The sequence below is a fragment of the Streptomyces sp. cmx-4-9 genome (assembly GCF_046548835.1).
Taxonomy (GTDB): domain Bacteria; phylum Actinomycetota; class Actinomycetes; order Streptomycetales; family Streptomycetaceae; genus Streptomyces.
In genome coordinates, this window is the sequence record NZ_JAEBEE010000002.1 from 73,319 (window position 1) to 85,598 (window position 12,280).

The 12,280-nt window shown below is 74.3% G+C and carries 12 protein-coding genes; 2 read left to right on the forward strand and 10 right to left on the reverse strand.

Going from position 1 to position 12,280, the window contains the following annotated elements:
- Nucleotides 1–40 precede the first annotated feature (40 nt).
- From mug to ACLJTM_RS06230, 5 genes are all read right to left on the reverse strand, one after another.
- Nucleotides 41–613, reverse strand: coding sequence for a G/U mismatch-specific DNA glycosylase (gene mug, locus ACLJTM_RS06210; RefSeq protein ID WP_411103257.1), 573 nt, complete (start codon nt 611–613; stop codon nt 41–43).
- On the reverse strand, nt 610–2,043 hold the full coding sequence (purB, locus tag ACLJTM_RS06215) for an adenylosuccinate lyase (RefSeq protein WP_411102377.1): 1,434 nt from the start codon (nt 2,041–2,043) through the stop codon (nt 610–612). The genes mug and purB overlap by 4 nt, the downstream gene beginning before the upstream one ends.
- 71 nt (nt 2,044–2,114) lie before the next feature.
- The gene (locus ACLJTM_RS06220; protein ID WP_411102378.1) at nt 2,115–2,906 is read right to left on the reverse strand and encodes an SGNH/GDSL hydrolase family protein; all 792 of its coding nucleotides are present in this window, start codon (nt 2,904–2,906) and stop codon (nt 2,115–2,117) included.
- A 191-nt stretch (nt 2,907–3,097) separates the two neighbouring features.
- Nucleotides 3,098–4,123: a hemolysin family protein gene (locus ACLJTM_RS06225; protein ID WP_411102379.1), complete on the reverse strand. Its 1,026-nt coding sequence runs from the start codon at nt 4,121–4,123 to the stop codon at nt 3,098–3,100.
- The gene (locus ACLJTM_RS06230; protein WP_411102380.1) at nt 4,120–5,709 is read right to left on the reverse strand and encodes a hemolysin family protein; all 1,590 of its coding nucleotides are present in this window, start codon (nt 5,707–5,709) and stop codon (nt 4,120–4,122) included. Before ACLJTM_RS06230 ends, ACLJTM_RS06225 begins: the two co-directional genes overlap by 4 nt.
- Before the next feature lie 234 nt (nt 5,710–5,943).
- Between ACLJTM_RS06230 and ACLJTM_RS06235 the strand changes: the two genes are divergently transcribed.
- Nucleotides 5,944–6,372 carry a GNAT family N-acetyltransferase gene (locus ACLJTM_RS06235; protein ID WP_411102381.1) on the forward strand — a complete coding sequence of 143 codons (429 nt, stop codon included), beginning with the start codon at nt 5,944–5,946 and terminating at the stop codon, nt 6,370–6,372.
- Nucleotides 6,373–6,374: 2 nt separating this feature from the next.
- Here ACLJTM_RS06235 and ACLJTM_RS06240 read toward each other — a convergent pair whose 3' ends face one another.
- From ACLJTM_RS06240 to bioB, 4 genes are all read right to left on the reverse strand, one after another.
- A complete protein-coding gene (locus ACLJTM_RS06240; protein ID WP_411102382.1) occupies nt 6,375–7,049 on the reverse strand; it encodes a methyltransferase domain-containing protein in 675 nt (224 codons plus the stop codon).
- Nucleotides 7,050–7,404: 355 nt separating this feature from the next.
- A complete protein-coding gene (bioD, locus tag ACLJTM_RS06245; protein WP_411102383.1) occupies nt 7,405–8,124 on the reverse strand; it encodes a dethiobiotin synthase in 720 nt (239 codons plus the stop codon).
- A gap of 6 nt (nt 8,125–8,130) precedes the next feature.
- Entirely contained in the window at nt 8,131–9,453 is a 1,323-nt protein-coding gene (locus tag ACLJTM_RS06250) for an adenosylmethionine--8-amino-7-oxononanoate transaminase (RefSeq protein WP_411102384.1), read from the reverse strand.
- Entirely contained in the window at nt 9,446–10,717 is a 1,272-nt protein-coding gene (bioB, locus tag ACLJTM_RS06255) for a biotin synthase BioB (protein ID WP_411102385.1), read from the reverse strand. The genes ACLJTM_RS06250 and bioB overlap by 8 nt, the downstream gene beginning before the upstream one ends.
- 156 nt (nt 10,718–10,873) lie before the next feature.
- Here bioB and ACLJTM_RS06260 point away from each other — a divergent pair, with 156 nt between their 5' ends.
- Nucleotides 10,874–12,043, forward strand: coding sequence for an 8-amino-7-oxononanoate synthase (locus tag ACLJTM_RS06260; RefSeq protein WP_411102387.1), 1,170 nt, complete (start codon nt 10,874–10,876; stop codon nt 12,041–12,043).
- A gap of 5 nt (nt 12,044–12,048) precedes the next feature.
- Here ACLJTM_RS06260 and ACLJTM_RS06265 read toward each other — a convergent pair whose 3' ends face one another.
- Complete coding sequence (locus ACLJTM_RS06265) at nt 12,049–12,270, reverse strand: DUF397 domain-containing protein (protein ID WP_411102388.1); 222 nt, start codon at nt 12,268–12,270, stop codon at nt 12,049–12,051.
- Nucleotides 12,271–12,280 lie beyond the last annotated feature (10 nt).

A 12,280-nucleotide genomic window follows, 5' to 3' on the forward strand; every position in this document is an offset into this window, starting at 1 on the left:
GGGGGACCGCCCCGCGGTCGGGGCGGGGCCGGGCCGGAGGTCAGGGCCTCCCGGGGGACTCGGGCTCCGGCTGGGGCTCTGACTCGGCGGTGACGCGGAGGCGGGCGTACTCCTGGGCCATCGTCTCGGCCGTCCAGTGGGCGTTGAGGCCGCTGGGGTTGGGGAGGGCCCAGATGCGGGTGGAGCCGATGGTCCGCTCCTGGGGGCCGATCTGCGCCTTCCTCTCGCCGAAGGCGGTGCGGTAGGCGGTGACGCCGACGACCGCCAGCCACTGCGGGCGCAGGAGTTCCACCTTGGCGGTGAGGATGCGGCCGCCCTCGCGGTACTCCTGCGCGCTCAGCTCGTCGGCGCGGGCGGTGGCGCGGGCCACGACGTTGGTGATGCCGAGCCGGTAGGTCAGCAGCTCCTCCTGTTCGGCGGGGGCCAGCCGGCGCGGGGTGAAGCCCGACAGGTGCAGGACGGGCCAGAAGCGGTTGCCGGGGCGGGCGAAGTGGTGGCCCGTCGCGGCGGAGAGGAGACCGGGGTTGATCCCGCAGAACAGCACACGCAGACCGCCCGCGACCACGTCCGGGAGGACGCGGTCACGGGCGGCGTTCAGCTCGTAGGGAGTCAGAGGATCGACCCCGGCGCGTACCCGGCTGCCGCCGGGTGCTGCTTGGCGACGGCCTCGATGCGGGCGACCACCGCGGCCACCTGGTCCCCTGCGGCGCCGGTGAAGGAGAGCTTGTCGGCCATCAGGGCGTCGAGCTGGGCCCGGTCCAGCGGCATCCGCTCGTCGGCGGCCAGCTTGTCGAGGAGCTCGTTGCGCTCCGCGCCCTGCTCACGCATGGCGAGGGCCGAAGCCACCGCGTGCTCCTTGATGACCTCGTGGGCGGCCTCGCGGCCCACCCCGGCCCGGACCGCGCCCATCAGAACCTTGGTGGTCGCGAGGAAGGGCAGGTAGCGGTCCAGTTCGCGGGCGACGACCGCCGGGAAGGCCCCGAACTCGTCGAGGACGGTCAGGAAGGTCTCCAGCAGGCCGTCGAAGGCGAAGAAGGCGTCCGGCAGGGCCACGCGGCGGACCACGGAGCAGGAGACGTCGCCCTCGTTCCACTGGTCGCCGGCCAGCTCGCCGGTCATCGAGGCGTAACCGCGCAGGATGACCATCAGGCCGTTGACGCGCTCGCAGGAGCGGGTGTTCATCTTGTGCGGCATCGCGGACGAGCCGACCTGGCCGGGCTTGAAGCCCTCGGTGACCAGCTCGTGGCCGGCCATGAGGCGGATCGTCTTCGCGATCGAGGACGGGGCGGCGGCCAGCTGCACCAGGGCGGTGACCACGTCGTAGTCGAGGGAGCGCGGGTAGACCTGGCCGACCGAGGTGAAGGCCTGGGCGAAGCCGAGGTGGGCGGCGATGCGCTGCTCCAGGTCGGCCAGCTTGGCGGCGTCGCCGCCGAGCAGGTCGAGCATGTCCTGGGCGGTGCCGACCGGGCCCTTGATGCCGCGGAGCGGATAGCGGCCCAGCAGGTCCTCAAGGCGCTCGTAGGCGACCAGCAGCTCGTCCGCCGCGGTGGCGAAGCGCTTGCCGAGGGTGGTGGCCTGCGCGGCCACGTTGTGGGAGCGGCCGGCCATGACCAGTTCGGCGTGCTCGCCGGCCAGCTTGCCGAGACGGGCCAGCACGGCGACCGTGCGGTCCCGGGCCAGCTCCAGCGAGAGCCGGATCTGGAGCTGTTCCACGTTCTCGGTCAGGTCACGGGAGGTCATGCCCTTGTGGACGTGCTCGTGGCCGGCGAGGGCGTTGAACTCCTCGATCCGGGCCTTCACGTCATGCCGGGTGACCTTCTCGCGCTCGGCGATGGAGGCGAGGTCGACGGTCTCCAGGACGCGCTCGTAATCGGCGAGGGCGGCGTCCGGGACCTCGATGCCGAGGTCCTTCTGGGCGCGCAGGACGGCGAGCCACAGCCGCCGCTCCAGCGTCACCTTGTACTCGGGGGACCACAGGACGGCGAGCTCCGCGGAGGCGTAGCGGCCGGCCAGGACATTGGGGATGCGGGGCTTGGCTGTCACGTGGAGGAATTCTACTTGGACCGCCGCTGTGCGTTTACGCAGGTGGGGACCCCGCCCCGGATTGTGGCTTGCTACGAGAGCCGGTCGCCCCGGGTGAGCTCGTACGGCAGCAGCTCCGGACGCTTCGCCGGCCGTCCGTCCCCGGAGGAGCGCCCGGTCAGGCGCCGGCCCACCCAGGGCAGCAGGTGCCGGCGGGCGAAGCTGAGGTCCTGGGAACGGCGCGCCGTCCAGCCGGGGGCCACCGCGGCGGGCAGTTCGAGCTGCCAGTCGTCCTCGGGCGGCAGCCCCAGGGCCTGCCAGACGGCCTCCGCCACCCGACGGTGGCCCTCGCCCGTGAGGTGCAGCCGGTCCACGTCCCACATCCGCGGGTCGGCGAGGGCGGCGGCCCCGTACAGGTCCACCACCACGGCGCCGTGGCGGGCGGCGAGCTCCTCGATGATGAGGAAGAGCTCCTCCATGCGCGGACGGAAACGTTCCATCACCGGCCCGTTGCGGCCCGGGGAGCGCATCAGTACGAGCTGCTTGCAGGAGGGGGCCAAGAGGGCCACCGCCTCCTCCAGGTGTCCGCGCACCCGGCCCATGTCGACTTTGGGGCGCAGGGTGTCGTTCAGCCCGCCCACCAGGGTGACGACATCGGCGCCCATCGCGGCGGCCAGCGGCGCCTGCTCCTCGGCGATCTGGCGGATCAGCTTGCCGCGGACGGCGAGGTTCGCGTAGCGGAAGGCCGGCTCGCGCGCGGCGAGCCGGGCGGCCAGCAGGTCGGCCCAGCCCCGGTAGGAGCCGTCCGGGAGCAGGTCGGACATGCCTTCGGTGAAGGAGTCGCCGACCGCGACAAAACTGGTGTACGAGGCATTCATCTCCATGGCGAAGCCGATGCTACCGCGCGGTAGGCGGATCGTGCGGTGACGGGGGAGCCCGCGGCCCGGGGGAGCCCGCGGCCCGGGGAGCCCTGGGAGCCCGGCGGCCGAGGACCGGGGAGCCGGGGGAGCGCGTGCCCCCGGCTCCCCGGCCGGCCGCCAGTGCTGCGACCCGGTGGACCTCTCCGGTCACGGCACTACGCGGATGCCGGGCGGCCGAACAGCTCGCGCAGCACGTCCTCCATGGTGACCAGCCCTGTCATGGCCCCGTCCGCGCCGAGTACGGCCGCCAGGTGGGTCCGGCTGCGCCGCATGGCGGTCAGCACGTCGTCCAGCGGGGTCTCCGCCCGGATCTGGGCGATCGGCCGCAGCCCTCCCGGCGGGAAGGGCGCCTCCCGCTCCGTCGGCTCCACGTCCAGGGCGTCCTTCACGTGCAGGTAGCCCAGGATCCGCTGCTGCGCATCGACCACCGGGAAACGGGAGAACCCGGAGCGCGCCGACAGCTGTTCCAGACCGTCGGGGGTGATGCCCGCGCGGGCCGTGACCACGCGCTCCACCGGCATCACCACGTCGGTGACGGGCCGGCGCCCCAGTTCCAGGGCGTCGTGCAGCCGTTCGCTCGCCCGGTCGTCGAGGAGTCCCGCGGCACTGGAGTCCTTGACCATCCGGGCCAGTTCGTCGTCCGAGAAGGTTGCCGAGACCTCGTCCTTCGCCTCCACCCGCAAGAGGCGCAGTAGGGCGTTGGCGAAGGCGTTGACCGCGAAGATCACCGGCCGCAGCCCCCGGCTCAGGGCCACCAGCGGGGGCCCCAGCAGCAGGGCGGCGCGCACCGGCTCCGCCAGGGCCACGTTCTTGGGCACCATCTCGCCGAAGAGCATGTGCAGGTAGGTGGCCAGCGTCAGCGCCACGACGAAGGAGATCGCATGGGTCAGCCCCGCCGGCACCCCGACCAGGTCGAACAGCGGGGTCAGCAGGTGCGCGATCGCGGGTTCGGCCACCACGCCCAGGACCAGGGTGCACAGGGTGATGCCCAGCTGGGCCGCCGCCATCATGGCGGACACGTGCTCCAGACCCCACACGACGGCGCGGGCCCGCCGGTCGCCCGCCTCTGCATGCGGCTCGATCTGGCTGCGCCGGACCGAGATCAGCGCGAACTCCGCTCCGACGAAGAAGGCGTTGACGAGCAGGGTCGCCAGGCCGATCAGCAACTGGATCGCGGTCATCGGTCCCCCTCCGTGTCCCGGCGGTCCCCGGCCGGACCGGCCGCGTCCCCCGCACCGGCTGCGCCGTCCGCGCCGGCCGTGTCGTTCCCACCGGCCGCACCGGCCGCACCGGCCGCACCGGCCGCACCGGCCGCGCCGGCCGCGCCGGCCGCGCCGGCCGTACCGGCCACGCCGTCCGTACCGGCCGCGCCGGCCACGTCGTCCGCACCGGCCACGTCGGTCGTGTCCGCGGGGTCGGTGGTGGCGGCCGGCGTGGCCGTGTCCGCCGTGCTGCCTCCCCGACCCGCCGGTTCGCGCAGCAGCACCCGCGCCGCCCGCCGCCCGCCGGCGTCCACCACCTCCAGCTGCCAGCCGTCCAGTTCCAGCGTGTCGCCCACGGCGGGGATCCGGCCCAGCCCGGTCGCGACCAGGCCCGCCAGGGTTTCGTACGGGCCGTGGGGCACCCGCAGTCCGATCCGTTCCAGCTGGTCGGTGCGGGCGGCGCCGTCGGCCGAGTAGAGCGGTCGCCCGGAGTCGTCCGTACCGGCCGGGGCCAGGTCGGGGGTCTCATGCGGATCGTGCTCGTCGCGGACTTCCCCGACCACCTCTTCGACGATGTCCTCCAGGGTGGCGACGCCGGCCGTGCCGCCGTACTCGTCGATGACCACGGCCATGGTCTGCTTGCCCGACAGCCGGTCCAGCAGCCGGTCCACGGTCAGGGACTCCGGTACGAGCAGCGGCTCGCGCACCAGCCGGGACACCGCGGTGTGGCGGCGTTCGAGCGGCGGCAGGGCCAGTACGTCCTTGATGTGGACGGTCCCGACGACGGTGTCGAGGCTGCCGCGGTAGACCGGGAAGCGCGACAGGCCCGTCGCCAGCGTCGCGTTCGCCACGTCCTCGGCCGTCGCCTGCAGGTCCAGGGCGGTGACCTGGACGCGGGGGGTCATCACGTTCTGCGCCGTCAGATCGGCCAGGTTCAGGGTCCGCACGAACAGTTCGGCGGTGTCCTTCTCCAGCGCCCCGGCCTTGGCCGAGTGCCGCGCCAGTGCCACCAGCTCCTGCGGGCTGCGCGCCGAGGCCAGCTCCTCGGCCGGTTCCAGGCCCAGACGGCGCACGATGCGGTTGGCCGTGCTGTTCAGATGGCCGATCAGCGGTTTGAAGGCACGGCTGAAGACGCGCTGGACCGTCGCCACCCGTTTGGCGATGGCCAGCGGCGAGGAGATCGCCCAGTTCTTGGGCACGAGTTCGCCGACGACCATCAGGACGACGGTCGACAGGGCGGTCCCGATGACCAGGGCGGTGGAGGAGGCGGCGCCCGGCGAGAGTCCGAGGGACTCCAACGGGCCCCGCAGCAGAGCCGCGATCGAGGGTTCGGAGAGCATGCCGATGACCAGGCCGGTCACGGTGATGCCGAGCTGGGCGCCGGAGAGCTGGAACGTCAGGCTGCGTACGGCGGCCAGGGCGCTCTCGGCACCGCGCTCGCCCCGCTCGACGGCCCCTTCGAGCTCGCTGCGCTCGACGGTGGTCAGCGAGAACTCGGCGGCGACGAACACCCCGCAGGCGAGGCAGAGCAGCAGCGCCAGGAGGAGCAGCAGGACTTCGGTCATCGCAGGCCCGCCCCCGTCCGGTGAGCGGCCGTTGGGCGGGCTGCCGCGCGGCGCCGGGAACCGGGGTCGGAGTCCGGGCGCGGGCGGGCGGCGGGATGCTGGGGGACGGGGGACTCGCCCATGGGCGGACGCTCACACCTTTCGTTCGGTCGGTCTGGTGCCACGTGGTAAAGGACGGGCAAAGAGGGGTCCTCGCTCTTCTGGTGGAGCACGCCGGATGATGGGATCCCTGACATGGACGATCTTCACATCGGCTCCGCCTCGGCAGCCGATCTCGACTCCGTGCTCGACTTCTGGAAGAGCGCGGCCGAGGGAACGAGTATCAGCGACGACCTCGCCGGGATCGGGCGGCTCCACGCGCGGGACCCGCACGCGTTGCTGCTCGCCCGCCGGGGCGGCGGTGCACTCGTCGGCACGGTCATTGCCGGGTTCGACGGCTGGCGCTGCCACCTCTACCGGCTCGCGGTCCACCCCGGGCACCGCAGGCAGGGCATCGGGACGGCGCTGCTGGCCGCCGCGGAGGAGCGGTTCGAGGCGCTCGGCGGCCGGCGCGCGGACGCCATGGTGCTGGACCGCAACGCCCGCGCGCACGGGGCCTGGAGGGCGGCCGGCTACGGGCCCGAGGAGCACTGGACGCGCTGGGTCAAGCCGCTCGCGCACTGACCTCACCCGAGGGACCGGCGGGCCGAACCGATCACGCAGTACGAGGTGGGGAAGGCCGGGCCGCGCTCCGGCAGCCGGAAGGCGCGCTGCGAGACGATCCGGAAGCCGGCGGCCTCGATCGAGGCGAGGGGGTCGCGCGCGGTGTGGCAGCCGCCGAAGAGCCGGGGCCAGAGGGTCCGGTCCAGCGCGCGCTGGACGCCGGCCATGCCGGGCCCCGGGGCGAGGCCGTGCTCCAGGAAGCGCAGTTCGGCTTCCGGGCGCAGCACGCGGTGCAGCTCGGCGAGGGCGCGGGGCAGGTCCCGTACGGTGCACAGCACCAGGGAGGCGACGGCGGCGTCGAAGGCCTCGCTCTTGACGGGGAGGGCCTCGGCGACGCCCGGTACGACGTCCACCGGGACCTCGGAGCGCAGCGCCGCGGACACCGCGAGCTTGCGCAGGCTCGGCTCCGGTTCGACGGCCACGACCTCGGAGACGGCGCGCGGGTAGTGGGCGAAGTTCAGGCCGTTGCCGGAGCCGATCTCGATGACGCGCCCGGAGACTCCGTGCAGCAGTTCGCGGCGCAGGGCGGCGACCCCGCCGCGGGCGTCGGCCGCGGTGCCGGCGCGGGCGTAGAACCGGGCGAAGAGCGGGTGGTGGACCGGGTCGCGGTGCTGGGCCGGTGTGGGGCGCGACGACATGGCGAACCTCCGGTGGCGGCGTACGGGCGCGTACCTCCAGCGTGCCCTGTCCGCAGGCCCTCATCCCTGACGGCGTGCGGCGGGGCATCCCCGGACCACGGCCCGGCCGGCCCGGGGGAGCCGACCGCCGCAAACCCCGCCCCCCCGCGGACTGCGGCCCGGCCACGCACCCGGTCGGGGCGCCGGCCGCCGCACCCCGTCGGGGCGCCGGCCACCGCACCCGGTCGGGGCGCCGGCCACGCACCCGGTCAGGGCGCCGGCCGCCGCACCGGACGCGGCCCACGACCGCCGAGCCGCGTGCGGGCGTCCACGCGGCTGCTCGGCGGGCGTCCACGCGGCTCGGCGGCGTGGGGCGCTACGCCGGCCAGGCGGTCAGGAAGGAGTCCGCGGACCAGGTTCCGTGCAGGGGAGGGGCCAGCCAGGCCCGGGCGGCCGCGCGGAAGGCGGCCGGATCGGCGCTGGACGCACCCTGCGGGACCGCGCCCAGCAGCGGCAGGGCCGAGACCTCCGGGAGGTCCGCCAGATTGCAGCGGGCGGCCAGGTCGGGTTCCGCCGGCCAGCTGCCGATGACCACGCCCGCCCCGGTCAGCCCCCGTGCCCGGAGCGCTTCCGCCGTCAGGGCGGTGGAGTTGAGGGTTCCGAGCCCCGCCGGGGCCACCACCAGCACCGCGGCGCCGAGCAACCGGGCCGCGTCGGCGAGGGTGTGGCCGGCCTCGTCGAAGCGGACGAGCAGCCCGCCCGCGCCCTCCACCAGCACCAGGTCGTGGCCCGCCGAGAGCCGCTGCGCCGCTTCGGCGATCTCGGCGGGGGAGAGCGTCGCCAGCCCGGCGCGGCGGGCTGCCGTGTCCGGGGCCAACGGCTCCGGATAGCGTGCCAGTTCCCGTGCGGTGACGGCGGAACCCGCCAGCCGCACCACCTCGGCGGCGTCCCCGGGCTCGGCCGGGCCCAACCCCGTCTGGGCGGGCTTGAGCACGGCCACCGAGCGGCCGGCGGCCACCGCGGCCGCGGCGATCGCCGCGGTGGTCACCGTCTTGCCGATCTCCGTGCCCGTTCCGGACACCATGAGTACCGTCACCGGACCTCAGCCTTCCTGCGCGGCCGCGCACACGGCGCGGCAGATGCGGGCGACGTCGGCGTCACCGGTGACGAAGGGCGGCATCGTGTAGATCATGTCCCGGAAGGGACGCAGCCAGACGCCTTCCCGGACCGCGGCCCGGGTGGCGGCCGCCACGTCCGCCTCGTGGTCCAGCTGGACCACCCCGATGGCGCCGAGCACGCGGACGTCCCGGACCCCCGGCAGGCCGGACGCCGCCGCCAGGCCCTCGCGCAGGCCCGCTTCGATCCGCTTGACCTCCCCGGCCCAGTCCTGGCCGAGCAGCAGGTCGACCGAGGCCAGGGCCACGGCCGTGGCGAGGGGGTTGCCCATGAAGGTCGGGCCGTGCGCCAGGACCGGGACCTCGCCCCGGGAGATCCCCTGCGCCACCCGCTCGGTGCACAAGGTCGCGGCGAGCGTCAGGTATCCGCCGGTCAGCGACTTGCCCAGGCACATCACGTCCGGGGTGATGCCCGCGTGGTCGGCCGCGAAGAGCGCACCCGTGCGGCCGAAGCCCGTCGCGATCTCGTCCAGGATCAGCAGGACCCCGTACTCGTCGCACAGTTCGCGCAGCACCGCGAGGTAGCCCGGGTTGTGGAAGCGCATGCCGCCCGCGCCCTGCACCACCGGCTCCACGATCACCGCGGCGAGCTCGTCCGCGTGCGCGGCGATCAGGGACCGCAGGTGGTCGGCGTACGCGGGGTCCACGGGGGTGTCGAAGCCGCCGGGCGGGGCGTCCGCGAAGACCTGGCGGGGCAGGTGGCCCTGCCACAGCTCGTGCATCCCGCCCTCGGGGTCGCACACGGCCATCGGCTGCCAGGTGTCCCCGTGGTAGCCGCCGCGCCAGGTCAGCAGCCGGGTCTTGCCCGTCCGGCCCAGTGAACGCCAGTACTGCAGGCACATCTTGACCGCGACCTCGACGGAGACCGAGCCCGAGTCGGCCAGGAAGACGTGCTCCAGCCCTGCCGGGGTGACCTCCACCAGCTTCGCGGCCAGCCGGACGGCGGGCTCGTGGGTGAGGCCGCCGAACATGACGTGCGACATCCGGCCCAGCTGCCCGGTCACGGCCTCGTTGAGCACCGGGTGGTTGTACCCGTGGATCGCCGACCACCAGGACGACATGCCGTCGACCAGCTCGTCCTGCCCCTCGGCCGCGGCCGCCAGCCGCAGCCTGACGCCCGAGGCGGCGGAGACGACCAGCGGCTCCTGCCGTCCGGGCATCGGGCCGTACGGGTGCCAGACGTGCTGCCGGTCCAGGGCGAGCAGGTCCCGGACCGGCAGCGGGTCGTACGCGTCGTGCTGGTCAGGCATTGGGCGCAAGATCCGTTCCGGTGCCGCGGCGGCGGACCGCCACCAGGTCGGACCGGACCTCGCCGGCCGGTGCCTGGGAGCCCGCCGCCGCGACCGCCGGCACCGGGGCCTGCGCCGCGTCCGCGTGTCCGGAGCACCCGCCGCAGGCCGAGCCGCAGCCCGCCCCCTCGGCGGCCTCCGCGGACCCGCCGGAACCGCAGACGGAGGCGCCGCCGCCGTGGGAGCCGCAGCCGCCTCCGGCAGCCGCCTCGGCCACGTCGGCGCGGTGAGCGGGCAGGGTCGACGTACCGGCGCCCTCCACCTCGAAGCCGGCGTCCGCGATCATGTCGAGGTCGGCCTGGCCCGCCTGGCCCTCACTGGTGAGGTAGTCGCCGAGGAAGATCGAGTTGACCAGGTGCAGGGCGAGCGGCTGCATCGTGCGCAGGTGCACCTCGCGGCCGCCCGCCAGCCGGACCTCGACGTCGGGACAGACGAAGCGCACCATCGCGAGGATGCGCAGGGCGCGCTGCGGGGTGAGGTTCCACTCCTTGGCCAGCGGGGTGCCCTCGAAGGGGATCAGGAAGTTGACCGGTACCGAGTCCGGGTCCAGCCCGCGCAGCGAGTAGACGACGTCGACGAGGTCCTCGTCGCTCTCGCCCATGCCGGCGATCAGACCGGAGCAGGCGGACAGGCCAGCGGCGTGCGCCTTCTGCACCGTGTCGACCCGGTCCGCGTAGGTGTGGGTCTTGGTGATCTGCCCGTACGTCGCCTCGGAGGTGTTCAGGTTGTGGTTGTACGCGTCCGCGCCCGCGTCGCGCAGCCGCTCGGCCTGGCCGTCGGAGAGCAGGCCGAGGCAGGCGCAGACCTCGACGCCCTCGTTCTGCTCCTTGATCGCCGCGATGGTCTTCCCGACGCGGTCCACGTCCCGGTCGGTGGGGCCGCGGCCGCTCGCCACCAGGCAGACCCGCTTGGCCCCGCCCGCGACGCCGGCGGCGGCGGCCTGGGAGGCCTCTTCCGGCTTCAACCAGGTGTACTTGAGGATCTCGGCCTTGGATCCCAGGCGCTGGGAGCAGTACGAGCAGTCCTCCGGGCACAGGCCCGACTTCAGGTTGACCAGGTAGTTCAGCTTGACCCGACGCCCGAACCACTGGCGGCGCACCTTGCCCGCCGCGGCCACCACGTCGAGCAGTTCGTCGTCAGAGGTCGCCAGCACGGCGAGTGCCTCTTCGCGGGTCGGCAGCTCGCGCCGCAGCCCCTTGTCAACCAGGGTGTTCAGCAGATCCATGACGCCGATCCTGGACCACTCGACCACTCCCGGCCAAGGAGAGAATGAACAACATGGCCTGAAGGGAGTGTGTGTATCGCCACACCTGGCGCTCCAGTCCCGACGGTTAGGGTCGGGCAGGTCTGTGGACTGCCGACAAGACCCGAGGACGCGCCGATGCCCCAGCACAGCCCCGAGCCCGTGGACGTCTTCGCCTGGATCGATGACGCAGAACGGGCCCGCGAGCAGGCAGGACTCGTCCGGACCCTGCGTCCGCGCCCGGCGTCCTCCCCGCTCCTGGACCTCGCGAGCAACGACTACCTGGGGCTGTCCAAGCACCCCGGGACGGTCCGCGGAGCCTGCGAGGCGGCCGAGCGCTGGGGTGCCGGGGCCACTGGATCCCGCCTGGTCACGGGTACGACCGAGCTTCATGCCGAGCTTGAGCGGGAGCTCGCGGAGTTCTGCGGCTTCGAGGCGGCCCTGGTGCTGTCCTCCGGGTACGCGGCCAACCTGGCGGCCGTGACGGCGCTCAGCGACCGGGGCACCCTGGTCGTCTCCGACGCCGGGAACCACGCCTCGATCGTCGACGGCTGCCGCCTCTCGCGCGCGCAGACCGCGGTGGTCCCGCACTCCGACCCGGACACCGCACGCAAGACGCTCGCCGCCCACGAGGGCCGGGCGCTGCTGGTCAGCGACTCGGTCTTCTCCGTCGACGGGGACGCCGCCCCGCTCGCGCAGTACGCGGCCGCCTGCCGGGAGCGGGGCGCCGCCCTGGTCGTGGACGATGCGCACGGGCTCGGCGTCCTGGGCGAGGGCGGCCGGGGCGCGCTGCACGCCGCCGGGCTCGCGGGCCGCCCCGCAGTGGTGGCCACGCTGACCCTCTCGAAGTCCCTGGGGAGCCAGGGCGGGGCGGTGCTGGGCCCGGCGAAGGTCATCCGCCACCTGGTCAACACCGCCCGCACCTTCATCTTCGACACCGGGCTGGCCCCCGCCGCGGTGGGCGCGGCGCTGGCGAGCCTGCGCCTGCTCCGGCAGGAGCCGGAGCGCGCGGAGCGGGCCCGCAAGGTGGCCGCCGAGCTGTACGGGCGGCTCACCGCGTCCGGCCTGACCGCGGCCAGGCCGGACGCGGCCGTGGTGTCGGTGCGGGCCCCGTCGGCTTCGGCGGCACTGCGCTGGGCCGCCGACTGCCGCGAGGAGGGTCTGTCCGTGGGCTGCTTCCGTCCGCCGTCGGTGCCGGACGGTGTCTCCCGGCTGCGGCTGACCGCCCGGGCGGACCTCACGGGGGTGGAGATCGACCGGGCCGTCGCGACGATCCTGGGGACCGCACCCGCCGGGGCCACGGCGTAGGCGGACTACGGGAGCAGGTCCACCCGGACCGAGGACAGGAAGCCGTTCCAGGCCGGCCCGGTGAAGAGCACCGCCGGGCCGTCCGTCCGCTTGGAGTCGCGGACGGCGAGCAGGCCGCCGGAGAGGGCGGCCGCTTCCACACAGTTGTTCATTCCGGTGCTGCGGCTGCTTCGCCGCCACCGCGCGCTGATCAGAAGTCCGCTGGTGGGTAAGAGGGTTGCGGACACGGGGGGTGCC

What these genes read in the sequence shown, in the direction of transcription:
- ACLJTM_RS06240 (WP_411102382.1), bottom strand. Translation starts at nt 7,049, where the DNA reads ATGTCGTCGCGCCCCACACCGGCCCAGCACCGCGACCCGGTCCACCAC.
- ACLJTM_RS06235 (WP_411102381.1), top strand. Translation starts at nt 5,944, where the DNA reads ATGGACGATCTTCACATCGGCTCCGCCTCGGCAGCCGATCTCGACTCC.
- ACLJTM_RS06260 (WP_411102387.1), top strand. Translation starts at nt 10,874, where the DNA reads ATGCCCCAGCACAGCCCCGAGCCCGTGGACGTCTTCGCCTGGATCGAT.
- ACLJTM_RS06220 (WP_411102378.1), bottom strand. Translation starts at nt 2,906, where the DNA reads ATGGAGATGAATGCCTCGTACACCAGTTTTGTCGCGGTCGGCGACTCC.
- ACLJTM_RS06250 (WP_411102384.1), bottom strand. Translation starts at nt 9,453, where the DNA reads ATGCCTGACCAGCACGACGCGTACGACCCGCTGCCGGTCCGGGACCTG.
- bioB (WP_411102385.1), bottom strand. Translation starts at nt 10,717, where the DNA reads ATGGATCTGCTGAACACCCTGGTTGACAAGGGGCTGCGGCGCGAGCTG.
- ACLJTM_RS06225 (WP_411102379.1), bottom strand. Translation starts at nt 4,123, where the DNA reads ATGACCGCGATCCAGTTGCTGATCGGCCTGGCGACCCTGCTCGTCAAC.
- ACLJTM_RS06230 (WP_411102380.1), bottom strand. Translation starts at nt 5,709, where the DNA reads ATGACCGAAGTCCTGCTGCTCCTCCTGGCGCTGCTGCTCTGCCTCGCC.